We start from the raw sequence: 23,852 nt of genomic DNA on the forward strand, positions 1-23,852 counted from the left end.
ACAAGGGCCCACAGGGGTCGCCGACCAGAACGAGGGGAGCCGGGCGGGTGCAGCACAACGCGACAGAGGTGACCGCCGCCGGAATCGCACGGCTCGCCGGAGTCGGCCGCGCGGCCGTCAGCAACTGGCGCCGCCGGCACGCCGACTTCCCCAAACCGGTCGGCGGCACCGAGAGCAGCCCCTCCTTCGCCCTCGCCGAAGTCGAGGCCTGGCTGCGCGACCAGGGCAAACTCGCCGAGGTCCCGCTGCGCGAACGCGTCTGGCAGCAGCTCGCAGGCCACCCCGAAGGCCCGGTCACCGCACTCGTCCACGCCGGATGCGTGCTCCTGCTCATCCACGACCGCCCCACCGACTGGCTGGAGCTGAGCGCGGGATCCGACGAACGGCTCGCCGCCCTGCTGCCCGCCGCCCTCGACCAGGTGATCACCCCGCGCTTCGGCGTCCCGCGCGAGCGCGCTGTGAACACACCGACCGGCCCCGCGCTGCTCGCCTCCGCCCCGCTGCTGCGCGGAGCCGCCGAGCTCGCCGCGGAACTGGGCGCCCGGCAGACGTACGAGTTCCTGCTCGGGCGCCACCTCGACGCCAACCCGCGCCAGTACACGCTCACGCCGGGCGACCTCGCCGCGCTGATGGCCGAGCTCGTCGGACCGGCCCGCACGGCGCTCGATCCGGCGTGCGGTACCGGTGCGCTCCTGCGCGCCGTGGCGCCCCGGCCGGACCAGGAGCTCTACGGCCAGGACAGCGCGCCCGAGCTCGCGGCGCTCTCCGGGCTGCGGCTCGCGCTCCAGGGGAAGGCAGCCGTCCGCACCGCCGCCGGCGACAGCCTCCGCGCGGACGCGCACCCCGTGCTCAAGGCCGACGTCGTCCTGTGCCACCCGCCGTTCAACGAGCGGAACTGGGGGCACGACGAGCTCGCCTACGACGCCCGCTGGGAGTACGGCTTCCCGGCCCGTACGGAGTCCGAACTGGCCTGGGTGCAGCACGCGCTGGCCCACCTCAAGGACGGCGGCGCCGCCGCCGTCCTCATGCCGCCGGCCGCCGCCTCGCGCCGCTCGGGCCGCCGTATCCGCGCCGACCTGCTGCGCCGCGGTGCCCTGCGTGCCGTGATCGCCCTGCCGGTCGGCGCGGCGCCCCCGTACAACATCCCGCTGCACATCTGGGTGCTGCGGCGCCCCGAGAAGGCGCCCGCGCAGCCCGAGCTGCTCGTCGTCGACAGCGGCGCGTCGGCCGGGGAGGGCCGCGGCGGCCTCGACTGGGCGGCCGTTCGCAGCGCGGTGCTCGAGGCGTGGCGGCCCTTCGAACGGACCGGCACCGCGCCGGAGCGGCCGGGCTTCAGCCGTTCGGTCCCGGTCATCGAGCTCCTCGACGACGACGTCGACCTGGCACCCGCGCGCCATCTTCCGCCGGCCGCCGCCGGAGGCGGCACCGAGCGGCTCGCGAGCGTGCGGGAGCACCTCGGCGACACCCTGCGCCTCACCGCCGATCTCACGCCCGCCGAGGCGCAGCGCATGCCCCCCGTGCGCTGGCCGCTGATCACCGTCGGTGAACTCGCGCGCGGGGGAGCCCTCTTGCTGCGCACGGGCGGGAACAGCGCCCCCGGGCGCGCGGCGGTGCTCACCGACCATGACGTGCTCGCCGGAACCGCGCCGTCCGGAAGCCTCCCCGAGGGGGAGGAGGAAGCCGTCCTCGTCGAGACGGGCGATGTCGTGGTCCCCGTGCTGGGCGGCGGTTCCATGGCGCGCGTGGTCGACGAGGACACGGCGGGCGCCGTCCTGGGGCGCAATCTCACGCTCCTGCGCCCCGATCCGGCCTCCCTGGACCCGTGGTTCCTCGCGGGCTTCCTGCGCGGCACCGCGAACAACCGGCAGGCCAGCAGCTACGCGTCCACCGCCACCCGGCTCGACGTGCGGCGCCTGCAACTGCCCCGGCTCGCGCTGGACGACCAGCGCCGCTACGGGGAACGCTTCCGCGCGCTCGCCGAGTTCGAGGAGGCGCTGCGGCGCGCGGGGCGGCTCGGGGAGCAGCTCGTGCGGGGGATGTACGACGGTCTGACGGACGGGACGGTCACGCCGGGCTGACGGAACGGGAGTTTCCCGCAGGGGCTCCCGGAGACCGCCGGGGCACGCGAAGCGATCAGCACGACAACGGTTCGGTACAACCCGGGACCGGTTGTCCTCGTCGGCCTATACGCTCGGACTCCCAACTCGTACGTCCGTCCCCATCAGGCCTCCAGGAGCAGTCATGCACGGCCACGGCTACGCGCCGCCTCCGCCGAAGCGCCCCTCGACCGGGGTGCTGGTCGTGCTGCGCGTGATCTTCGCAGCGGTGCCGCTCCTGAGCATCGGCTTCCTGGCGTGGGTCGCCACGCTGCGCGTCGCGCTCGTGACCCGCAAGGCCGCCGACTGGTGGATCTTCGTGGGTTCGCTCGCGGCCATGGGGATCAGCTTCGGCTACCTCAGCACCGACCACACCGACGACTTCAGCAGCCCGAACGGCAACGTCGGAATGATCATCCTGCTGCTGAACGCCGCTGCCTGCACGGGCTACTTCCTGTTCGCGGACATCCGCCACTACAGCCGGCCGCGCCCGTTCGTCTATCCGCAGACCGCCCACCCGGCCGAGGGCTACGGGTATCCGCAGGCCGCGTCCCCGTACGCGACCCCGGTCCCCCAGCAGCCGGTGGCGCCCGTGCAGCAGGTCCCCGTGATGCCGCCTCCGCCGCAGCGGCCCGCGCCCGCGCGGATCGACCAGGTGCGGGCCGAGCTCGACGAACTCAGTGACTATCTCCGTAAGCGCGACGGTCAGCACGAAGACGGCAGGGACGGCAGATGAGTGTGGCGACGAGCCGTGTGATCGCGGACCGCTACGAACTGTCCACGCTCATCGGGCAGGGCGGCATGGGTCAGGTCTGGACCGCCTACGACCAGCGCCTGGACCGGCGGGTCGCGGTCAAGCTGCTGCGTCCCGACAAGGTCGCGGGCCAGGAGGCGGACGAGCTGCGCCGCCGCTTCGTGCGGGAGTGCAGGGTGACCGCGCAGGTCGACCACCCCGGTCTGGTCACCGTCCACGACGCGGGCAGCGTGGGCGAGGAACTGTTCCTCGTCATGCAGTACGTGGACGGGGCGGACCTCTCCGACCATCTCGCCGAGCACGACCCGTATCCCTGGCAGTGGGCGGTCGCGGTCGCCGCCCAACTGTGCGCGGTGCTGAGCGCGGTGCACGCCGTCCCGATCGTGCACCGCGACCTCAAGCCGCGGAACGTGATGGTCAAGCAGGACGGCACGGTCACCGTGCTCGACCTGGGCGTCGCCTCCGTCATGGACACCGACACCACGCGGCTGACCCACACCGGCTCCCCGATCGGCAGCCCCGCCTACATGGCCCCCGAGCAGGCGATGGGCGGCGCGGTCGGCCCGTACACCGACCTGTACGCGCTCGGTGTGCTGCTGCACGAACTCCTCAGCGGTGACGTGCCGTTCTCCGGTTCGACCGCGCTCGGCGTGCTGCACCGGCACCTCTACGAGCCGCCGCTCCCGGTGCGCCGACTGCGCTCCGAGGTGCCTCCCGCGCTGGAGGACCTCGTGCTGCGCCTGCTCTCGAAGGACCCGCAGCACCGGCCGGCGTCCGCGCAGGAGACGTACGAGCAACTGCTCCCGCTGCTGCCGGCCCGCGGCATGCCCACCGGTGCCCCGCTGGACCCCACGCGTCCCTTCCTGCGCCCGCACGCGCCGTGGCCGGACCGGGCGCGCACGCCGGCGACCCAGCCGCAGGCCGCGCCCGCGGTGGAGAAGCCCGATGTCGCGGGCGCCGTCGACGAGGTCAAGCGGCTGCTGGGCGAGGGCCGCATCACGCAGGCCGTGGACATCCTCGGTTCGATCCTCCCGGCGGCCGCCGCCGAGCACGGGGAGCACTCGCCCGTCGTGCGCACGCTGCGCAAGCAGTACGCGGCCACGCTCATGGACGACGGTCAGTACCGCCGCGCGCTGCCCGAACTGCGCCGTCTCGCCGACGAGCGCGCCGCCGAGGCGGGCCAGGCCGACCCGCAGTCCCTGCGCTTCCGCTACGACGCGGCCCAGTGCCTGGAGCAGCTCGGGGAACCCGCCGCCGCGCTGGCGGAGTACCGCGCCCTGCTGCCGTACTACGAGAACCAGTACGTCGCCGGGGACCCGGAGATCTCCCTCGAAGTCCGCCGCAGGATGGGCCACTTGCTGCTCGCCCTCGGTGACCGCGGCGCCGCCCACGACACGCTGGCCAGACTCCTGCACGACGTGGAACGGCTGCGCGGCCCCGGGTACCCCATGGCTGCGGAGATCCGGCGGACCCTCCAGTGGCTGGGGCAGGTGAGGGGCTAGGCCCCGGAACCGGGTGCTCCTGCCGGTCCAGCCTCGAAGGCTTTGCGCCGGCTTGGCCGAAGCTTGTGATGATCGAGGTGCGCTGTTTCCCGAACGGGGGCGGCGCGCTCGGTACGGTGCGATCCGCTTTCGTGCGCCGCACGCGCGCGGCGCCCACTCGATGCGCGCCGCACGCCCGCGTGACCCGCGCACCCGACACATGAACCATGGGGTGGGAGTTTCATGTCCAGCCATCGGCATTCCAAGAAGCGCAGATACGCGGCATGGGCCGCGGCGGGCGCCGCTGTGGTCGCCGGCGCGGGGGCAGCCGCGCAGAACTCGATGGCCGCGACCACGTGGCCCGCGCAGAAGACCTTCACGGGCCGCGCCTTCGACACCTGCGCCGCGCCCTCGCTGAACGCGATGAAGGCCTGGCACACCGGCTTCTACGGAGCGGCCGCCGTGTACATCGGCGGCAAGAACCGCGGGTGCAGCCAGCCCAACCTGACCGCGTCCTGGGTGAAGTCGGTCAGCACGGTGGGCTGGAAGCTGATCCCGCTGTACGTCGGCGCCCAGCCGTCCTGCCAGACCGGGAGCAGCCCCGAGAAGCTCACCGCAGCGACCGCCGCGTCCCTGGGCGCGACCGACGGCGCGGACGCGGTCGCCAAGGCCTCCGCCCTCGGTATGAAGGCCGGCAGCCCGATCTACCTCGACATGGAGTCGTACGACGTCACGAACAAGGCGTGCAACGACGCCGTGCTGACGTACGTGCGCGCCTTCGACAAGGCCCTGCACGCCAAGACGTACCGCACCGGCTACTACGGCTTCACCAGCTCCAGCGCCAAGGCCGTCGCGACCGCGACCGACAAGACGGATCTGCCGGGCAACCTCTGGTACGCGCTGTGGGACAAGAAGAACACCACGACCACCGACTGGCCGTGGGGCGCCACCCAGTTCACCGGCCACAGCCGCGCCCACCAGTACATGGTCAACAGCAAGGAGTCCCGCGGCGGTTACACGATCACCGTGGACCGGGACGCGTGGGACGCGCCCGTGGCGATCACGGGCTGAGGACGATGTGACGTGCGGCGGTGCCCGAAGTCGTCGCGAATCGTTGGTCGAATGGCTGGCCGAGAGGCGGGCCACTGCCTACCATCGATCACCGCAAGACTTTGTGCACCGCCGCACAATCTCCTCGGGAGGCTTCCTTGCACCGCCGCCGTCGCACCGCGCTCGTTCTCTCCGCCGCGATCGTCGCGGCGGCCCCTCTCCTCACCGGCTGTGGCAGTGAGGCCCATCCGGGCGCCGCGGCCGTCGTCGACGGCCGGCGGATCACCGTCGCGCAGCTGGAGAGCCGGGTGAACGAAGTGCGCTCGGCGCAGCGGGCCGCCAGCAAGGACGACGCCCAGTACGAGCAGGTCGTCGCCAACACCGGCACCCTCACCCGCGACACCCTGCACGGCATGGTCCTGGACCGGGTGCTGGACCGGGCGGCGAAGAACGCCGGGGTGAGCGTGACCCGCAAGGACTCCCAGCAGATGCGGGCGGCCCTCGAACAGCAGGCGGGCGGCTCGGAAGCGCTGGAGACGGCCTGGCTGACGAACTACGGCGTGGCCCCGCAGCACCTCGACGACAGCCTGCGCACCGAGATCGAGGCCCGGAAGCTCGCCTCCGCGCTCGGTGCCGACATGAACACCACCGACGGCAAGGCCGCCTTCTGGAAGGCGATGTCCGCCGCCTCCAAGCAGCTCGACGTCGACCTGAACCCGCGTTACGGGTCCTGGGACGTCCAGAAGAGCAGCCGCGTCGACGCGAAGACGCCGTGGCTGCGGGAGGTCACGGCGACGGGGACCCAGCAGCCGGCGTGACCGTCTCCGGGCCGTCGGCCGACCGACGGTGCCCCCGGGCCTGTGGACGGCTTCGGGGGCTGTCGGCGGTGTGGGTTACGTTCGAGGGGTGAACGCAACCAGCAGCTTCGACGGCGACGAGCGGACCGCTGCCGACGCGACCGTCGTGGACCCAGGCCCCGGCCGTATCGTCCTGCTCACCACCAGCCACCGAGTCGCGCCCGGGCTGTTGTCCTGGCCCGCCTGGCAGGCGCTGCACGGCGCCGACCGGGTTCTGTGCGCGGACGGCGCGCACCCGCAGATCCCGTATCTGCGCGAGGCCGGCATCACCGTCGACGAGGAGTCCCCGACCGCGGAGGACCTGGTCGACGCGTGTGCCGGCGGCCGTTCGCTGGTGGTCGTGGCCACCGGCGAGGGCGAGCCCCGCCTCACCGACGGCCTGGCCCGGCTGGCCGGCTCGGGCCGCGTACAGATGCCGGACCTGGAGCTGCTCCCCGCCTCGTACGACCTGCCGGGCGCCCGCCTGCTCGACCTCGTCCAGGTGATGGACCGCATCCGTGCCGAGTGCCCCTGGTCGTCCCAGCAGACCCACAAGGGCCTGGCGAAGTACGGCATCGAGGAGGCGTACGAACTCGTCGAGGCCATCGAGGAGGGCGACCGGGACGAGCTGCGCGAAGAGCTCGGTGACGTCCTGCTCCAGGTCGTGTTCCACTCCCGGATCGCCGAGGACGACGAGGAGGCCCCCTTCTCGATCGACGACGTGGCCGGCGGCATCGTCGCCAAGCTGATCCACCGTCACCCCCATGTCTTCGGCGACGAGACGGCCACGACGCCCGAGGAGGTCAAGGCGCACTGGCTGCGCACCAAGGCCGAGGAGAAGCGGCGCACTTCGGTCACCGACGGCGTCCCGCTGGGTCAGCCGGGCCTGGCCCTGTCGGCCAAGTTGTCGTCCCGGGTGCGTACGGCGGGACTCGAGGTCCCGCTGCCCGCCGGGGAGGGCGTGGGGTACGAGCTGCTGGCGATGGCCGCGCGCGCCGAGGCCGAGGGCGTGGACCCGGAGGCGGCGCTGCGGGCGGCGGCCCGGGCGTACCGGGACGCGATCCGCGTGGCGGAGGGCTTCGTGGGGACGGACCAGGACGGGGACCAGGACGAGGAAGGGTGAGGGGCGAAGACGGGGAGGGCGAAGGGGAGGACTGACGGCGGCCGGAGTCACGGCCCCGTGGCGCGGTCCGCCGGGTTGTGCCAGTTCGGCACGGGGCGGTCGAGCAGCCACTCCGCCGCGCCCAGCGGGCGGGGCCGGCTCTCTCCGGTCGGCGGCAGCAGGTCGTGGAAGACACGGTCGGCCGGTGCGCCGAGGGCGGGAAGGGCCTCGCCGACCTCCTCGACGAGATCGGGCGGACCGGCGATGTAGACGTCGTGCCGGGTCCAGCCGGCCCGGTTGCCCAGCGCGGTGAGCAGCCGTTCCGTCGCCTGCGCCTTGGGGCGGCCGGGCGCGGGCGTGATGAAGGTGACGGCGAGCCGGGGGAGCCGGGCCCGCAGGCGTTCGACGGCGGGCCGGTCGTAGAGGTACGCGATGTCGCGGGCGACGAGGAACAGGCGGGCCTCGTGGGATGTGTCGAGCTGTTCCAGCAGGGCCTTCACCGGGGCCCAGCCCGTGCCGGCCGCGATGAGGGTCAGGGGCCGGTCGGCCGGCGTCCGCAGGGTGAGGCCGCCGCCGGGCGCGCCCAGCCGCAGTACGTCGCCCACGCGGGTCTGCCGGACGAGGGCGGTGGAGAGCACCCCGTCCTCGACGCGGCTGATGTGCAGGTCGACGGTGCGGTCGGCGCGGGGCGCGTTGGCGAGGGAGTAGGGGCGCCAGACGCACGGCAGCTGGGGCATGTTGACGCTGACGTACTGACCGGGGGAGTAGGTGAGCCGCTGCCGTGGCCGCAGGGTGAGGACGACGAGGTCGTCGCCGTGCCGGGTGCGGGCGACGACCTCCGCGTCCCACCAGCGGGGCTCGCCGTGGTGCTGGGCCTCCCAGGCGCCCTGCAGCATGAGGTGAGTGATCGCCTCGTACGCCTCGGCCCAGGCCTTCTCGGCCTCGGCGCTCCAGGCGGAACCGGCGACGAAGGCGAACGCGGCGATCAGGCTCGCCCCCACGGCGGCGTAGTGGTCCGGCTGCGCCAGGTACTTCCGGTGGTCCCGGCCGAGATCCCTCAGGTACCGGGGCAGTTCCGGATCCTCCAGCCCGTCCATGACGAACGTGAGCGCCGCGAAGAGCCGGTCCCGCTGCCGCTCCATGTCCTGCGGGAGGTCCGCCGGGAACAGCCCGCGGAGCTCCGGGTGGTGGCGGAACAGATGCGAGTAGAAGTACTTGACCGCGAACTCGGCCCGTCGTTCCACGACCGCGAAGCTGGATCTGAGTATTTCGGGGTCCACTGCGTGAATGTAGGGAGGTGCCGAGCGGCCGAGTCAAACAGCCGGCCATGTCTGGACAGCCTGGGGTGAAAAGGGCAGGGGCGCTCTCCGTCGCCGCCGGGCTTCCCCGGTACCGCCCGATCGCCGGTCGGCCCGGGCGTCCCCGCGTCCTGCGGATACCGTCGAGGGGTGACCGAGCACGAATCCCCCGCCAGCGCCGCCCCCGAACTCTTCACCTGGGAGTTCGCCACCGATCCCTACCCGGCCTACGCCTGGCTCAGGGAGCACGCGCCGGTGCACCGCACCCGGCTGCCCAGCGGAGTGGAGGCCTGGCTCGTCACGCGGTACGCCGACGCCAGGCAGACGCTCGCCGACCAGCGGCTGTCCAAGAATCCCGCGCATCACGACGAACCCGCGCACGCGAAGGGCAGGACCGGGATCCCCGGGGAGCGCAAGGCCGAGCTGATGACGCATCTGCTGAACATCGATCCGCCGGACCACACCCGGTTGCGGCGGCTCGTCAGCAAGGCCTTCACCCCCCGGCGTGTCGCCGAGTTCACCGCGCGGGTGCAGGAGTTGACGGATCAGCTCATCGACCAGTTCGCGGCCAGGGGCTCGGCCGACCTCATCCACGAGTTCGCCTTCCCGCTCCCCATCTACGCCATCTGCGACATGCTGGGCGTCCCGCGTGAGGACCAGGACGACTTCCGGGACTGGGCCGGGATGATGATCCGGCACGGCGGCGGGCCGCGGGGCGGGGTCGCCCGGTCCGTCAAGAAGATGCGTGGCTATCTCGCCGAGCTCATCCACCGCAAGCGCGAGGCGCTGTCCGAGGTGGCCGGACCCGGCGAGGACCTCATCTCCGGGCTCATCCGCGCCTCCGACCACGGCGAGCATCTGACCGAGAACGAGGCCGCCGCCATGGCCTTCATCCTGCTCTTCGCCGGTTTCGAGACCACGGTCAATCTCATCGGGAACGGGATGCACGCCCTCCTCACCCACCCCGAGCAGCGGGCCCTTCTCCAGGCCTCCCTCGCGGCCGGGGAGAGCGGACTGCTCGAGACGGGCGTCGAGGAACTCCTGCGCTACGACGGGCCCGTCGAGCTGGCCACCTGGCGGTTCGCGACCGAGGACGTGCGGATCGGCGGGCAGGACATCGCGGCCGGCGATCCCGTGCTCGTGGTCCTCGCCGCCGCGGACCGCGACCCCGAGCGGTTCGAGCGGCCGGACACGCTCGATCTCGCACGGAGTGACAATCAGCACGTGGGCTACGGCCACGGCATCCACTACTGCCTGGGCGCGCCGCTGGCCCGTCTGGAGGGGCAGACCGCGCTCGGCACGCTCCTCACCCGCCTCCCCGACCTTCAACTTGCGGGAGATCCGGCTGATTTGCGTTGGCGTGGAGGGCTCATTATGCGCGGATTGCGCACGCTTCCGGTGGAGTTCACCCCGGTCAAATAGTCCTTGATCGGTCCATCGGCGACCCTTCGCCACCCCTGTCGAAGGGGTTCTTCCGAATACCGGAAAGAGCACCCTTCCGGCTACCGGAACATGACGATCCATCAAATCTGTGATCTTCACGTGATCTGTACTGCATCGACTTGTGACAAGCGTTCGAGTCCGGCTACGTTCACCCATCAACGCGGCACCTGCGCTTCTTACTTCGCAGGCTGCCCGTTGTCACCTGCTGTCACGCGAAAGGCTTCCGCATGCTCTCCGGGAACGGCCGTCACCGTCGCCCCCGTCAGGCCCCGGCCCTCATCGTTGCCGCAGGGGTGACCGGATCGGCGATCGCCATCCCGTTGCTCGCCGCGACGAGTGCGAGCGCGGCCGACGGAACCACCTGGGACCGGGTGGCACAGTGCGAGAGCGGCGGCGCGTGGAGCGCCGACAACAGCAACGGGTACTACGGCGGGCTACAGCTGAGCCAGGACGACTGGGAGGCGTACGGCGGTCTCGACTACGCCCCGAGCGCCGACCAGGCCAGCCGTTCGCAGCAGATAGCCGTGGCCGAGAAGGTGCTCGACGACCAGGGGCTCGCGGCCTGGCCGACCTGCGGACCGCTCTCCGGGCTCAGCGCGGACTCGGGCGACGTGCATGTCGACACGGGCGTGGCTGACGACTCGTCGGCCGGCAGGAGCGAGTCGAGCGGCTCCGTTTCGTCCGGATTGTCGACTACGCCCAACTCGTCCCCTTCCTCCATCCCGTCCGGTTCATCCGATTCGGACGACTCCTCGGACGTGACCGACAACACCGCGAAGCCCAGCGCCTCGCAGGGTTCCGGCAGCTCGGACAAGGCGACCGGCAAGGGTGGCAAGTCGGACAAGTCGGGGCAGAGCGGCACCTCTTCGGATGCCTCCGACGACACGAGCGCCAGCACCGGGCGCCACCGCGGCGGCAGTGCCGACGAGGACGCGGCGGCCGGCGCGGCCGACGACCGCACCGACAGTGCCGCCGGGCGGCACGCCTCGCGCGGCTCGAGCGCCTCGCGCGACGCCGCGGACGACTCGTACGTCGTGGACTCCGGGGACAGTCTCTGGAGCATCGCCGACGCCCTTGACCTCGAGGGTGGATGGGGCGGCCTGTACGTCGCGAACGAGGACACGGTCGGTGCCGATCCCGACCTCATCGTTCCCGGTCAGAGCCTGTCTGTTGCTACCGAAACGGTCGAAAAGTAGCGGGAGTTCACGTCACGGTTCGCTGTGGAATGTCCGGTTTGGCGCGAGTGAGAGATGGGTCTCAGAAGCCCTGATCGTCTTTGAAAATCCGCCGATCGACTGCTTACGGTCGTGACCGCTCGCCACAGCGGGCCCCGACGGTCACAACGCCGAATCCTGCCAGCGGCCGTACGGGAACAGTCGTCGCGTCATGCGCCGTAGGCAGGAGCGGGGGACCCAAGGTAAGCGCCGCGTCCGGGAGTTGAGAGACACCCGGAACGGCTTGGGGTTAAGCCGCGTGTCGGACGTCCTGGAGACGGGACCTGAGACACGCGGCCGGGCAACTCAACCGGCCCGAACCCGACAGCTCACCTCGCAGGCGTCGGTGAGGGGATCACTCCATGCTGTTTTCCAGCAAGGGCAAGCACCGCCGTCCGAACAAGGCCACCCGCGTCGCCACGCTCGCCGGTGTCACCGGTGTCGCCATCGCCGCTCCGCTGATGGCGGCCGGCAACGCCTCCGCCGCCACCGCCTCCGAGTGGGACGCCGTCGCCCAGTGCGAGGCCGGTGGCAACTGGTCGATCAACACCGGCAACGGCTACTACGGCGGCCTGCAGTTCTCGGCCTCCACCTGGGCCGCGTACGGCGGCACCGCCTACGCCTCCACCGCCGACCAGGCCTCGAAGTCGCAGCAGATCGCCATCGGCGAGAAGGTCCTCGCCGGGCAGGGCAAGGGCGCCTGGCCGACCTGCGGCGTCGGCCTGTCGAGCGCCGCGTACAGCGGTGACACCTCGACCCCGTCGACCCCCTCCAGCTCCTCCTCGAGCGGCTCGCAGAGCACCACCACCACCCGTACGACGGAGCAGCCCGCCTCCCGTTCCGCGGAGCGCCCGGCAGCCCAGAAGACCGTCACCACCCCGACCGGCAAGAAGGTCAAGAAGGGCGACGGCGAGTACAAGGTCGTCAAGGGCGACACCCTCAGCTCGATCGCCGAGAAGAAGCACGTCAAGGGCGGCTGGCAGAAGCTGTTCAAGCTCAACAAGGACATCGTCGCCGACGCCGACTTCATCTACCCGGGCCAGCAGCTGCACCTCGGCTGAGCACGGCCGCGTACCGGCCCCACGTGGTCGCCCTCGGCGGACGGCGACCGCATCCGGGCCGCGCGGCCTCCATGTGGAAGGCCCGCTGAGGGTCCCCGTCCCCACGGACTCCCCGCTCCGGTGCTTGTTCCCCCGCATGCACCGGAGCGGGGTTTTTCATTTCTTTTTTTGTTCCGTTCAGGAACAATATGTACCCTCAGTTCTGCCCAAGGGGTGGGGGATCGGCTGGCCGATCCCCCCGGGCCGGTTAGGCTCATCCCGCAGGGCTGGCAAGTCCTGCGTACCCGCGTCACATCCCAGAAGGAGATGCTCGTGCCGTCCATCGACGTCGTCGTAGCCCGGGAAATCCTGGACTCCCGAGGCAACCCCACGGTCGAGGTCGAGGTCGGCCTCGACGACGGCAGCACGGGTCGTGCCGCCGTTCCGTCCGGCGCTTCCACCGGCGCCTTCGAAGCCATCGAGCTCCGCGACGGTGACCCGAACCGTTACCAGGGCAAGGGTGTCGAGAAGGCCGTCCTCGCCGTCATCGAGCAGATCGGCCCGGAGCTCGTCGGCTACGACGCCACCGAGCAGCGCCTGATCGACCAGGCGATGTTCGACCTGGACGCCACCGACAACAAGGGCTCGCTCGGCGCCAACGCCATCCTCGGCGTCTCGCTCGCCGTCGCGCACGCCGCTTCCGAGGCGTCCGACCTGCCGCTCTTCCGCTACCTGGGCGGCCCGAACGCGCACCTGCTGCCCGTTCCGATGATGAACATCCTGAACGGCGGGTCGCACGCCGACTCGAACGTGGACATCCAGGAGTTCATGATCGCCCCGATCGGCGCGGAGTCCTTCTCCGAGGCCCTGCGCTGGGGCACCGAGGTCTACCACACCCTCAAGTCCGTCCTGAAGTCCAAGGGCCTGTCCACCGGCCTCGGCGACGAGGGCGGCTTCGCCCCGAACCTGGACTCCAACCGCGCCGCGCTCGACCTCATCCTCGAGGCCATCAAGCAGGCCGGTTACGTCCCCGGCGAGCAGGTCGCGCTCGCGCTCGACGTCGCCGCGTCCGAGTTCTACAAGGACGGCAAGTACGAGTTCGAGGGCAAGTCCCGCTCGGCCGCCGAGATGACCGAGTACTACGAGGAGCTCGTGGCGGCCTACCCGCTCGTCTCCATCGAGGACCCGCTCTTCGAGGACGACTGGGCCGGCTGGAAGGTCCTCACCGACCGCCTCGGCGACAAGGTCCAGATCGTCGGCGACGACCTGTTCGTCACCAACCCGGAGCGCCTGGCCCGCGGCATCGAGGAGGGCACCGCCAACGCGCTGCTCGTCAAGGTCAACCAGATCGGTTCGCTGACCGAGACCCTGGACGCCGTCGAGCTCGCCCAGCGCAGCGGTTACAAGTGCATGATGTCCCACCGCTCCGGCGAGACCGAGGACGTCACCATCGCCGACCTGGCCGTCGCCACCAACTGCGGCCAGATCAAGACCGGCGCCCCGGCCCGCTCCGAGCGCGTCGCCAAGTACAACCAGCTGCTGCGCATCGAGGAGATCCTCGACGACGCCGCGGTGTACGCCGGCCGCTCGGCGTTCCCCCGCTTCAAGGACTGACCCCGCAAGGCTCAGGAAGCGTCGTCCGTACGTCCCCGCACTCGGTCCCGTACCGTGTGCGGGGACGTACGCGCGTGACGGGCCCCTACCGGCGGGCCAGTACTGGGGAGGCGGGACTCATGGCCGTGAAGGACCGGGACCGGTTCTCCACCTCGACCAGGCTGAAGCTGCTCGGCGAGCAGACGGCGGCCCGGGTCTACCGCTCCCAGACCAAACGGCAGGCGCGCCGCTCCCGGCTGACCGGCCGGGCCGCGCTGCTGGCCCTCGTCCTGTGCTCCCTGATCGTCGCCCTCGCCTACCCGATGCGGCAGTACGTCTCCCAGCGCGCCGAGGTCGCCGACCTGGAGCGCCAGCGGGAGCAGGCCCGGCAGCGGGTCGAGCAGCTGCGCGACCTCAAGGCGCGCTGGCAGGACGACGCGTACGCCGAGCAGCAGATCCGGCAGCGGCTGCACTATGTGATGCCGGGCGAGACCGGCTACGTCGTGATCGACCCGGACGCGGCGAAGCAGGCCCGCGCCGCCAAGGGCACCACCGACCGCCCCTGGTACACCAATGTCTGGGACGGCGTGGACAAGTCCGACGCCGCCGACCAGTGACGACCCATGAACTGACCAGAAAGACACGTGACTCACGGCATGGAAACGCCACCGCCCACCACCCCGCGCACCGAGCCCACCGACGCCGACGTCGAGGCCTTCAAGCAGCAGCTCGGCCGGCCGCCGCGCGGGCTGCGCGCGATCGTGCACCGCTGCCCCTGCGGTCAGCCGGACGTGGTGGAGACGGCCCCCCGCCTCCCCGACGGGACACCGTTCCCGACCACGTACTACCTGACGTGCCCGCGGGCCGCGTCGGCGATCGGGACGTTGGAGGCCAACGGGGTCATGAAGGAGATGACCGACCGGCTGGCCACCGACCCCGAACTGGCCGCGGCCTACCGCGCCGCCCACGAGGACTACATCGCGCGCCGTGACGCCATCGAGGTACTGGCGGGCTTCCCGAGCGCGGGCGGCATGCCGGACCGGGTGAAGTGCCTGCACGTCCTGGTCGCCCACTCGCTGGCCGCGGGTCCGGGCGTGAACCCGCTCGGCGACGAGGCGATCGCGATGCTGCCGGAGTGGTGGCGCAAGGGCGCGTGCGTGACGCTCCCCGCGGAAGGCGGCGCGAAGAGCGGCGCGAAGAGCGAGGCGAAGGACTCCGGGGACTCCGGGGACACGGCGCAGGACGTCGTGCGGGGTGAGGGCGGGTGACCCGGGTCGCCGCCGTCGACTGCGGTACGAACTCGATCCGGCTCCTCGTCGCGGACGCGGACCCGCGGACCGGGGAACTCGTCGAGCTGGACCGCAGGATGATCATCGTGCGGCTCGGCCAGGGCGTCGACCGCACCGGCCGGCTCGCCCCCGAGGCGCTGGAGCGGACGTTCGCCGCCTGCCGTGAGTACGCGGCGGTCGTCAAGGAGCACGGCGCCGAGCGGCTGCGGTTCGTGGCCACCTCCGCCTCCCGGGACGCCGAGAACCGGGACGAGTTCGTGCGCGGGGTGCTGGACATCCTCGGCGTCGAGCCGGAGGTCATCACCGGGGACCAGGAGGCGGAGTTCTCCTTCACCGGGGCGACCAAGGAGCTGACCGGGCGGGACGACCTGGCCAAGCCCTACCTGGTCGTGGACATCGGCGGCGGCTCGACCGAGTTCGTCGTCGGGGCCGACCGGGTGGACGCGGCACGCTCCGTGGACATCGGCTGCGTACGGATGACGGAACGGCACCTCGTGCACGACGGTGCCGTGACCGACCCGCCCACCGCGGAGCAGATCGCGGCCATGCGCGCCGACATCGAGGCGGCCCTCGACCTCGCCGGGGAGACGGTCCCGCTGCGCGAGGCGCGCACGCTGGTCGGGCTGGCCGGCTCGGTCACCACGATCGCGGCGATCGCGCTGGGCCTCGACGCGTACGACTCCGCGAGGATCCACCACTCCCGGGTCTCCGTCGACCGGGTCCGCGAGATCACCGAATGGCTGCTGCGCTCCACCCACGCCGAGCGCGCGGCCGTCCCCTCCATGCATCCGGGGCGCGTCGACGTGATCGCCGCGGGTGCGCTCGTGCTGCTCTCGATCATGGAGCGGACCGGGGCCCGGGAGGTCGTCGTGAGCGAGCACGACATCCTCGACGGCATCGCGTGGTCGGTGGCCTAGGTCTCGTTCGCTACCGATCAGTAGCCTCGGCTGAGCAGGTCGGATAACGTATGAGCGCGCCTGAGGGGGTTGCGGAACCCCCTCGGCGGGACCTCGCCGGGAAAGTTCGTGAAGTTCTTCACAAGGAAAAAGGCCCTGCCGGGCGAGGAAGGGGCCACTTGGGCCCTTCCCCGGCGCTCGGGCGGTCCGGGAGCATGCTCGACGGAGCATTGCGGCCGTGTTTCCGGGCGGTGAAACAGGGGTGTGGTCGCTGGGCTGAACGGGTTGGACCGCAGCTCACGTGGTGTTGACAACGGTACGAACCGTACGGTGGTTCCCCCGGGTCACCATGACCTCGATCACGTGGGCGGCGGAGTGTAGCAGAGCCCCTGCCCAAGCTTGTGAAGGGGCGCACGAGCGACCCCCCGGGAGCGGGTGGATACTCGATGGCATGAGCACCACGGAGCGTCCCAGGATCCTCGTAGTAGGCGGTGGGTACGTAGGCCTGTACGCAGCTCGGCGCATCCTCAAGCAGATGCGCTACGGAGAGGCGACCGTCACGGTCGTCGACCCCCGGTCGTACATGACCTACCAGCCCTTCCTCCCCGAAGCCGCCGCAGGCAGCATCTCGCCGCGGCATGTCGTCGTCCCGCTGCGACGTGTACTTCCCAAGGCGGAGGTCGTCACGGGCCGGGTCACCACCATCGACCAGGACCGCAAGGTCGCCACGGTCGCCCCCCTCGTGGGCGAGGCGTACGAGCTGCCCTTCGACTACCTCGTCATCGCGATGGGCGCGGTCTCCCGCACCTTCCCGATCCCCGGCCTCGCCGAGCAGGGCATCGGCATGAAGGGCATCGAGGAGGCCATCGGCCTGCGCAACCACGTCCTCGAGCAGCTCGACAAGGCCGACTCCACCACGGACGAGGACGTCCGCCGCAAGGCGCTGACCTTCGTCTTCGTGGGTGGCGGCTTCGCCGGCGCCGAGACCATCGGTGAAGTCGAGGACATGGCCCGCGACGCGGCCAAGTACTACAGCAGCGTGTCCCGCGAGGACATGCGCTTCATCCTCGTCGACGCCGCGGACAAGATCCTTCCCGAGGTCGGCCCCAAGCTCGGCCAGTACGGCAAGGAGCACCTGGAGAGCCGCGGTGTGGAGATCTACCTCTCCACCTCGATGGACTCCTGCGTCGACGGTCACGTGGTGCTGAAGAACGGCCTCGAGGTCGACTCCAACACGATCGTCTGGACGGCCGGCGTCAAGCCGAACCCCGTTCTCTCCCGCTTCGGTCTGCCGCTCGGCCCGCGTGGCCACGTGGACACCCAGACCACCCTCCAGGTGCAGGGCACGGACTACATCTGGGCCGCGGGCGACAACGCCCAGGTGCCGGACGTCGCCGCCCGCAAGGCCGGTGTCGAGAACGCCTGGTGCCCGCCGAACGCCCAGCACGCGCTGCGTCAGGCCAAGATCCTCGGCGACAACGTGATCTCCGGTATGCGGGGCTTCCCGCAGAAGGAGTACTCGCACGCCAACAAGGGCGCCGTGGCCGGTCTCGGTCTGCACAAGGGCGTCGCGATGATCGTCATGGGCAAGATGAAGATCAAGCTCAAGGGCCGTCTCGCCTGGTACATGCACCGTGGCTACCACGGTCTGGCCATGCCGACCTGGAACCGCAAGATCCGCGTCTTCGCGGACTGGACGCTCGCGATGTTCCTCAAGCGCGAGGTCGTCTCCCTCGGCGCCATGGAGTCTCCTCGCGAGGAGTTCTACGAGGCCGCCAAGCCGGCCCCGGCCGCGGCCGCCCCGGCGCCCGCTGTCAAGACCGAGGAGAAGGCCAAGGCCTCCTGACCTCCGGTCACCGAACGCCCCGAAGGGGCCGCCCGCCATCCGTGGTGCGGGCGGCCCCTTCGGCGTTCTCCCGGCACGAAAAGCATGGTGAGTACACGTATTTTGCGAATCCGTAACGCGGAAGGGGGACTGCGCGCGGGGCGGGTAGGTGTTTACGTGGGTGTCGGAGCGTTCGGGAGTGTTGTCTCGGAGGTGTACGCCATGCAGGAAGCCGCGCCGCGGCTGAACAGCCTTGTCGAACAGTTGCTGGGAGCCCCGCTCCCCTTGCGCATCCGCGCCTGGGACGGTTCGGAAGCGGGCCCGCCGGGGGCTCCGGCGCTCGTCGTCCGCAATCGGCGAGCCCTGCGCCGTCTCCTGTGGAAACCGGGCGAGTTGGGTCTCGCGCGCGCCTGGGTCTCCGGGGACCTGGGAGTCGAGGGCGACCTGTACACCGCCCTGGACCTGATCTCCGGGCTCGTCTGGGACCGCGGCGAGGACGCCCGGGGGCTCCGGGAGGCGCTGCGCGACCCCGAGGTACGCGCCGCGGTGCGCGGACTGGTGAGGATGGCCGGGCCACCGCTGCCGCCGGCCCCGCCCGTCGAGGAGGTGCGCAGACGCCGCCACCTGCACACCAAGCGCAGCGACCGGCGGGCCATCAGCCACCACTACGACGTCGGCAACGACTTCTACGAGATCGTCCTCGGCCCGTCCATGGTCTACTCGTGCGCCTACTGGGACGAGGGCGGCACTCTGGAGGGGGCCCAGCGCGACAAGCTCGAACTCGTCGCCGGGAAGCTGGGCCTGAAGCCCGGTCAGCGGCTCCTCGACGTCGGCTGCGGCTGGGGCTCGATGGCCATCCACGCCGCCCGCGATCACGGCGCGACCGTGGTCGGGGTGACGCTGTCGCAGGAACAGGCCGCGTACGCCCGTAAACGGGTCGCCGACGAGGGCCTGACCGACAAGGTGGAGATCCGGGTCCAGGACTACCGGGACGTCACCGACGGGCCCTACGACGCGATCTCCTCCATCGGGATGGCCGAACACGTCGGCGCCGAGCGCTACCTCGAGTACGCCGAGGTGCTGAACCGTCTGCTCAAGCCCGGCGGGCGGCTGCTCAACCACCAGATCGCGCGACGGCCGCAGCGCGACGAATCGACGTACTCCGTCGACGAGTTCATCGACGCCTACGTCTTCCCCGACGGTGAGCTCGCGCCCATCGGGACGACCGTGACGCAGCTGGAACGGGCCGGCTTCGAGGTGCGCGACGTCGAATCCATCCGCGAGCACTACGCGCTCACCCTGCGCGGCTGGGTCGCCAACCTGGAGGCCGGGTGGTCCCGCGCCGTCCGGCTCGCCAGCCCCGGCCGGGCCCGTGTCTGGCGCCTGTACATGGCGGCCAGCGCGGTCGCCTTCGAGCGCAACAACATCGGCGTCAACCAGGTCCTGGCGGTGAAGACCCCGGACGGAAGCGGCGCCTCCGGGATGCCGCTGCGGGCGAGAACCTGGAACTGACGCGGACAGCCCGAGACAGGGAAGGGGCCACGTTCCGGACGGAACGTGGCCCCTTCCCTGCGCGACCGGGCCGCTGGTCCGGCCCGCCGCTCCTTCCCGCTACTCCGACTTGATCGCCGTCAGCATGTTCAGACGGGCCGCCCGGCGGGCCGGCCACAGCGCCGCGAGGACGCCGACCGCCGCCGCGAGGAGCAGGAAGACCGCCATCCGGCCCCAGGGCAGGACCAGTTCGTACGTCGACATCCTGCTGCCCAGCAGTTCGCCGGCCGCCCAGCCGAAGAACACGCCGAGACCGATGCCGAGGACACCGCCGAAGAGCGAGATGACCAGGGACTCCAGACGGACCATCCGCTTGATGCCCTTGCGGTCCAGGCCGATCGCGCGGAGCATCCCGATCTCCTGCGAGCGCTCGAAGACCGACATCGCGAGGGTGTTGATGACACCGAGGACGGCGACGATCACCGCCATCGCCAGCAGCCCGTAGAGCATGTTCAGCATCAGCGTGAACATCTGCGCGATGCTGTCGGAGAGGTCCTGCTTGTCCTGGACCTTGATCGCCGGGTTGTCGCCGAGGGCCTTCTCCAGCTTGTCCTTGGCCGCGGCCGAGGCACCGCCCGCCGTCTTCACCATGACCTGCATGTCGGAAGCCTCGCTCTGGTGCGGGGCGAGCGTGGCGTTGTCCAGGATGATGCCCTGGATCATCTCGTTGCCCTCGTACACCCCGGCGACGGTCAGGCTCCCCTTCTTGCCGTCCTCGTAGGAGGCCCGGAAGTCCGAACCGGCCTTCCAGCCGTGGGACTCGGCGGTGTCCGCGTCCACCACGACCCGAGCGCCGCCGACCTCGAAGGAGCCGTCCGTGACGGCGAGGTCGGTGAGCTTGCCGATGGCCGCGCCGTTGACGCCGGTCAGGAACTCGGTCCGGCGGTCGATGCGGGAGGGCGCGTTGCGCAGCGAACTGGCGTCGGTGACCCCGTCGACCGCGGTGAGCTTCTTCTCGACGTCCGGGGAGAGCGAGTTGCCGTTCGCCATCGAGACGACGTAGTCCGCCTTGATCGCCGAACTGGCCATCTTGTCGATCGACTTCTGCAGGCTGCCCGCCATCACCGTCATGCCGGTGATCAGGGTGAGGCCGATCATCAGCGCCGAGGCGGTGGCGGCCGTACGGCGGGGATTGCGCACCGAGTTCTGCCGCGCCAGCTTGCCGGAGATCCCGAAGACACGCAGGACGGGAGCCGCCGCGGCGATCAGCGGGCGGGACAGCAGCGGGGTGAGGACGAAGACGCCGATGATGAGCAGCACCGCGCCGAGGCCCATCGGGGCCTGGCCGTCCGAGCCGTCCATCGTCGTCGCGTAGAGGACCACGGCGACACCGGCGGCCGCGAACAGGGCGCCGATCGTGTTCCGCAGGACCAGGGACTTCGTCGTCGCCTTCGCGTGGACGCTGCTCATCGCGGCGACCGGCGGGATCTTCGCGGCGCGGCGGCCCGGCAGCCAGGCGGCCAGCATGGTGATGAGGACGCCGACGAGCAGCGCCGTGGCGATCGTGCCGGGTGAGACGACCAGCGGGCCGTCCGGCACCGTGGCGCCGAGCGTGCCCATCAGGGACCGCATTCCGGCGCCGATGCCGATGCCCGCCGCGAGCCCGCCGACAGCGGCGACCGCGCCGACCACGAACGCCTCGATCAGCACCGACCGGGTGACCTGGCGGCGGGAGGCGCCGACGGCGCGCAGCAGTGCCAGCTCCTTGGTGCGCTGGGCGACCAGCATGGTGAAGGTGTTGGCGATGATGAACGTGCCCACGAACAGCGCGATCCCGGCGAAGACCAGCAGGCCCGTCTTCATGCCGCTCATCGCCGAGGAGATCTGCTCGGCCTGGTCGTCGGCGAGCTGCCGGCCGGTGGTGGTGGAGGCGACGTCCTTCGGCACGACGTCGTCGAGGGCGTCGCGCAGCGCGGTCTGGCTGGTGCCCGGCGCGGCCTTCACGTCGATCTCGTCGTAGGAGCCGACCGAGTGGAACAGCCGCTGCGCGGTCGCCGTGTCGAACAGGGCGAGGCTGCCGCCCGCGGCCACATTGCCGTCGTCGGTGGTGAAGATGCCGGTCACGACGGGCTTGAGGACGGGGCCGTCGACCGACAGGCGCACGGTGTCACCGACCTGGTAGCCGGCCCGCTTCGCGGTCTCGGCGTCGATCGCGACCTCACCCGCGCCGTGGGGCGCGTGCCCGGTCGTCAGCGGGTAGCGGGGGTCCTTCCCGCCGTCCTTCCCGCTCCAGTAGTTGCCGCCCTGCGACTGGAAGCCGCCGCCGATGAGCTTGCCGTCCTTGTCGGCGATGGCGGTGAAGCCGTTGACGACGCCGATCGCGGAGGCGGTTCCCGGCACTCCGGCGGCCTTGTCGAGCAGCGGCGGCGTCAGCTTGTGGGTCCTGCCGAGGGTGTCGCCGGTGTCCGCCGCGCTCTCCGGCCGGATGGCGACGTCGACCTGGCCGAAGCCCTTGGCGGAGCTCTTCTGGTAGGCGTCCGAGATGGTGTTGGTGAAGACCAGGGTTCCTGACACGAACGCCACGCCGAGCAGCACGGCGAGGACGGTCATCAGGAGCCTGGCCTTGTGCGCGAATACGTTGCGCAAGGCGGTACGGAACATGGGTCTTCTCAGTCCAGGAGTCGCAGGAGGGCGCGCGAGGCCGCGGGCGGGGCACCCGGAGGGCGCGTCAGGCCGCGGGCGGGCACGGGGAGCGTGCGGAGGTGTGGGAAGGGCACGGAACGTCGCGCGGAGCATGGTGGAGGGGCGAGGGGCGAGGGGCGTGGGGCGTGGGTGCCGGTGTGAGCGGTCCGGCGGGGTGTCAGCTGGTGCGGCCCTTGCCGTCGAACTCGAGGGTCTGGGGGTTTCCCCCAGGAAGATTCCGCATGCGGTCCAGGACGGAGGCGGCGGTCGGCTCGTGGACCTCGTCGACGATCCGTCCGTCGGCGAGGAAGATCACCCGGTCCGCGTAGGCGGCGGCCACCGGGTCGTGGGTCACCATGACCACGGTCTGGCCCAGTTCCCGTACGGAGTTGCGCAGGAAGCCGAGGACCTCCGCGCCCGAGCGCGAGTCGAGGTTTCCGGTCGGCTCGTCGCCGAAGATGATGTCGGGGCGGGAGGCGAGGGCGCGGGCCACCGCGACGCGCTGCTGCTGGCCGCCGGAGAGCTGGGAGGGCCGGTGGCTCAGACGGTCGGCGAGGCCGATCATCTTGATGACGGTGTCCAGCCACTCCTTGTCGGGCTTGCGGCCCGCGATGTCCATCGGGAGCGTGATGTTCTCCAGGGCCGTCAGCGTCGGCAGCAGGTTGAACGCCTGGAAGATGAAGCCGATCTTGTCCCGGCGGAGCTTGGTGAGCTGCTTGTCCTTCAGGGAGCCGAGCTCGGTGTCGCCGATGCGCACCGAGCCGGAGGAGAAGCTGTCCAGTCCCGCCACACAGTGCATCAGCGTGGACTTGCCGGACCCGGAGGGGCCCATGATCGCGGTGAACTCGGCCTGCCGGAAGCCGACGCTGACCCGGTCGAGGGCGACCACCTGGGTCTCGCCCTGCCCGTAGACCTTCGACAGTTCCGTGGCGCGGGCTGCGACCGCGGTGCTTGTGCCGGCGAGGGGAGTGGTGGTCACGGGAGGGTGCTCCTGTCGGTACGACGACGTCGATGACGTTGATGGGGTCGTGTTCCATCGTCCGTGCCGATCCGCGCGATGTAGTCAGCCGCTGTTCCGGTTCCGGGGGCAGACTGCGGTCGGACCGGGAGCCGTTGAGTCATACCTGGGGATGACGGACCTCCCCTGAGGGCCCTCCGGGTAGGGGCGCGCCGCGATGCCCCTCGGGGAGCGTTCGGGCAAGGCACCGCGAAGGCCTTCGGGGTCCTTCGGGCAGGGCGTCGCGAAGGCCTTCGGGGTCTGGCGGGGAGGGTGTCGCGGAGGCTCGGGGAACGTGCGTCGCGCGGTCGCTCTCCCGGGAGTTCGCCGGGGGGCGTGCTCCGTGGCTCGTCCCGACGGTGTTCGGACGGTGAAATTCCGTCAATCCGCGTACACGGGCCCGGCGCGTCCGAAAGGCTGTTGGCAAGTGCTGATGGCCCGTACCGGGTGCTGATGCACCCTCAGACATCAATAAAATAAGACAACATCGGTCCGCCTGCCCGCTGTTCGGGGGAAGCACCCCGATAGGCTCGGAATCTCGACGCGGAGCTCATGGCCTGCCCGGATGGTGGAATGCAGACACGGCGAGCTTAAACCTCGCTGCCCCTCGCGGGCGTACCGGTTCAAGTCCGGTTCCGGGCACTTCCGATCTTCACCGACGCGCACCACCCGGTCGTCACCGGTGTGCACCACCCAGTCGTCACCGGCGCCCGCGACATGCGTCCCGCCCGTCGCGGCCGCACGCTCATCTCATGATCGGCAGCG

The 23,852-nt window shown here is 71.0% G+C and carries 18 protein-coding genes, 1 tRNA gene and 1 riboswitch; of the genes, 16 read left to right on the forward strand and 3 right to left on the reverse strand.

All coding sequences use genetic code 11. The features are described 5' to 3' along the window. Positions 1 to 47 precede the first annotated feature (47 nt). From OOK38_RS16805 to OOK38_RS16830, 6 genes are all read left to right on the forward strand, one after another. Positions 48 to 2,078 (forward strand): N-6 DNA methylase, encoded by a 2,031-nt coding sequence (locus OOK38_RS16805; protein ID WP_266759579.1) that lies wholly within the window; start codon positions 48 to 50, stop codon positions 2,076 to 2,078. A gap of 163 nt (positions 2,079 to 2,241) precedes the next feature. Beyond that, positions 2,242 to 2,832 carry a hypothetical protein gene (locus OOK38_RS16810; protein ID WP_266759577.1) on the forward strand — a complete coding sequence of 197 codons (591 nt, stop codon included), beginning with the start codon at positions 2,242 to 2,244 and terminating at the stop codon, positions 2,830 to 2,832. Further along, complete coding sequence (locus tag OOK38_RS16815; RefSeq protein WP_266759575.1) at positions 2,829 to 4,352, forward strand: serine/threonine-protein kinase; 1,524 nt, start codon at positions 2,829 to 2,831, stop codon at positions 4,350 to 4,352. Before OOK38_RS16810 ends, OOK38_RS16815 begins: the two co-directional genes overlap by 4 nt. Positions 4,353 to 4,574: 222 nt before the next feature. Continuing rightward, positions 4,575 to 5,402 (forward strand): glycoside hydrolase domain-containing protein, encoded by an 828-nt coding sequence (locus OOK38_RS16820; RefSeq protein WP_266759573.1) that lies wholly within the window; start codon positions 4,575 to 4,577, stop codon positions 5,400 to 5,402. A gap of 137 nt (positions 5,403 to 5,539) precedes the next feature. Beyond that, positions 5,540 to 6,199, forward strand: a complete 660-nt coding sequence (locus OOK38_RS16825) for a SurA N-terminal domain-containing protein (protein ID WP_266759571.1) — start codon at positions 5,540 to 5,542, stop codon at positions 6,197 to 6,199. A gap of 145 nt (positions 6,200 to 6,344) precedes the next feature. Next, complete coding sequence (locus OOK38_RS16830; protein ID WP_266765721.1) at positions 6,345 to 7,340, forward strand: nucleoside triphosphate pyrophosphohydrolase; 996 nt, start codon at positions 6,345 to 6,347, stop codon at positions 7,338 to 7,340. A 47-nt stretch (positions 7,341 to 7,387) separates the two neighbouring features. Here OOK38_RS16830 and OOK38_RS16835 read toward each other — a convergent pair whose 3' ends face one another. After that, the gene (locus OOK38_RS16835) at positions 7,388 to 8,599 is read right to left on the reverse strand and encodes a globin domain-containing protein (protein WP_266848566.1); all 1,212 of its coding nucleotides are present in this window, start codon (positions 8,597 to 8,599) and stop codon (positions 7,388 to 7,390) included. Positions 8,600 to 8,767: 168 nt separating this feature from the next. Here OOK38_RS16835 and OOK38_RS16840 point away from each other — a divergent pair, with 168 nt between their 5' ends. The 9 genes from OOK38_RS16840 to OOK38_RS16880 all read left to right on the forward strand — a co-directional run bounded on the left by OOK38_RS16840 (position 8,768) and on the right by OOK38_RS16880 (position 19,429). Continuing rightward, complete coding sequence (locus OOK38_RS16840; protein ID WP_266759568.1) at positions 8,768 to 10,039, forward strand: cytochrome P450; 1,272 nt, start codon at positions 8,768 to 8,770, stop codon at positions 10,037 to 10,039. A 248-nt stretch (positions 10,040 to 10,287) separates the two neighbouring features. Beyond that, complete coding sequence (locus OOK38_RS16845) at positions 10,288 to 11,256, forward strand: transglycosylase family protein (RefSeq protein WP_266759566.1); 969 nt, start codon at positions 10,288 to 10,290, stop codon at positions 11,254 to 11,256. Between the two features lie 183 nt (positions 11,257 to 11,439). After that, positions 11,440 to 11,632: riboswitch (cyclic di-AMP (ydaO/yuaA leader) on the forward strand. Positions 11,633 to 11,636: 4 nt separating this feature from the next. After that, positions 11,637 to 12,335 (forward strand): transglycosylase family protein, encoded by a 699-nt coding sequence (locus OOK38_RS16850; protein ID WP_266759564.1) that lies wholly within the window; start codon positions 11,637 to 11,639, stop codon positions 12,333 to 12,335. Positions 12,336 to 12,641: 306 nt separating this feature from the next. After that, entirely contained in the window at positions 12,642 to 13,928 is a 1,287-nt protein-coding gene (gene eno, locus OOK38_RS16855) for a phosphopyruvate hydratase (protein WP_261703999.1), read from the forward strand. A 119-nt stretch (positions 13,929 to 14,047) separates the two neighbouring features. After that, positions 14,048 to 14,524 (forward strand): septum formation initiator family protein, encoded by a 477-nt coding sequence (locus tag OOK38_RS16860; protein ID WP_266759561.1) that lies wholly within the window; start codon positions 14,048 to 14,050, stop codon positions 14,522 to 14,524. Between the two features lie 39 nt (positions 14,525 to 14,563). Next, positions 14,564 to 15,175 carry a DUF501 domain-containing protein gene (locus OOK38_RS16865; protein WP_266759560.1) on the forward strand — a complete coding sequence of 204 codons (612 nt, stop codon included), beginning with the start codon at positions 14,564 to 14,566 and terminating at the stop codon, positions 15,173 to 15,175. Next, entirely contained in the window at positions 15,172 to 16,113 is a 942-nt protein-coding gene (locus tag OOK38_RS16870; RefSeq protein WP_266759558.1) for a Ppx/GppA phosphatase family protein, read from the forward strand. The genes OOK38_RS16865 and OOK38_RS16870 overlap by 4 nt, the downstream gene beginning before the upstream one ends. A 430-nt stretch (positions 16,114 to 16,543) precedes the next feature. Continuing rightward, entirely contained in the window at positions 16,544 to 17,938 is a 1,395-nt protein-coding gene (locus tag OOK38_RS16875) for an NAD(P)/FAD-dependent oxidoreductase (protein WP_266759556.1), read from the forward strand. 201 nt (positions 17,939 to 18,139) lie between these two features. Further along, positions 18,140 to 19,429: a cyclopropane-fatty-acyl-phospholipid synthase family protein gene (locus tag OOK38_RS16880; protein ID WP_266759554.1), complete on the forward strand. Its 1,290-nt coding sequence runs from the start codon at positions 18,140 to 18,142 to the stop codon at positions 19,427 to 19,429. Positions 19,430 to 19,528: 99 nt separating this feature from the next. Here the strand turns inward: OOK38_RS16880 and OOK38_RS16885 are convergent, their stop codons facing one another. Together OOK38_RS16885 and OOK38_RS16890 are read right to left on the reverse strand one after the other, a co-directional pair. Next, positions 19,529 to 22,069, reverse strand: a complete 2,541-nt coding sequence (locus tag OOK38_RS16885; RefSeq protein WP_266759552.1) for an ABC transporter permease — start codon at positions 22,067 to 22,069, stop codon at positions 19,529 to 19,531. Positions 22,070 to 22,268: 199 nt separating this feature from the next. Beyond that, entirely contained in the window at positions 22,269 to 23,069 is an 801-nt protein-coding gene (locus OOK38_RS16890; RefSeq protein WP_266759550.1) for an ABC transporter ATP-binding protein, read from the reverse strand. A 577-nt stretch (positions 23,070 to 23,646) separates the two neighbouring features. Here OOK38_RS16890 and OOK38_RS16895 point away from each other — a divergent pair. Next, positions 23,647 to 23,729: transfer RNA gene (locus OOK38_RS16895), tRNA-Leu, on the forward strand. Positions 23,730 to 23,852: the final 123 nt, after the last annotated feature.

It is taken from the genome of Streptomyces sp. NBC_00568 (assembly GCF_026341855.1).
In the GTDB taxonomy this organism is placed as follows: Bacteria; Actinomycetota; Actinomycetes; order Streptomycetales; family Streptomycetaceae; genus Streptomyces.

Excerpts from the sequence above, each read along its gene's own strand:
- OOK38_RS16810 (WP_266759577.1), top strand. The coding sequence starts at position 2,242 with ATGCACGGCCACGGCTACGCGCCGCCTCCGCCGAAGCGCCCCTCGACC.
- OOK38_RS16815 (WP_266759575.1), top strand. The coding sequence starts at position 2,829 with ATGAGTGTGGCGACGAGCCGTGTGATCGCGGACCGCTACGAACTGTCC.
- OOK38_RS16820 (WP_266759573.1), top strand. The coding sequence starts at position 4,575 with ATGTCCAGCCATCGGCATTCCAAGAAGCGCAGATACGCGGCATGGGCC.
- OOK38_RS16845 (WP_266759566.1), top strand. The coding sequence starts at position 10,288 with ATGCTCTCCGGGAACGGCCGTCACCGTCGCCCCCGTCAGGCCCCGGCC.
- OOK38_RS16850 (WP_266759564.1), top strand. The coding sequence starts at position 11,637 with ATGCTGTTTTCCAGCAAGGGCAAGCACCGCCGTCCGAACAAGGCCACC.
- eno (WP_261703999.1), top strand. The coding sequence starts at position 12,642 with ATGCTCGTGCCGTCCATCGACGTCGTCGTAGCCCGGGAAATCCTGGAC.
- OOK38_RS16860 (WP_266759561.1), top strand. The coding sequence starts at position 14,048 with ATGGCCGTGAAGGACCGGGACCGGTTCTCCACCTCGACCAGGCTGAAG.
- OOK38_RS16865 (WP_266759560.1), top strand. The coding sequence starts at position 14,564 with ATGGAAACGCCACCGCCCACCACCCCGCGCACCGAGCCCACCGACGCC.
- OOK38_RS16875 (WP_266759556.1), top strand. The coding sequence starts at position 16,544 with ATGAGCACCACGGAGCGTCCCAGGATCCTCGTAGTAGGCGGTGGGTAC.
- OOK38_RS16880 (WP_266759554.1), top strand. The coding sequence starts at position 18,140 with ATGCAGGAAGCCGCGCCGCGGCTGAACAGCCTTGTCGAACAGTTGCTG.
- OOK38_RS16885 (WP_266759552.1), bottom strand. The coding sequence starts at position 22,069 with ATGTTCCGTACCGCCTTGCGCAACGTATTCGCGCACAAGGCCAGGCTC.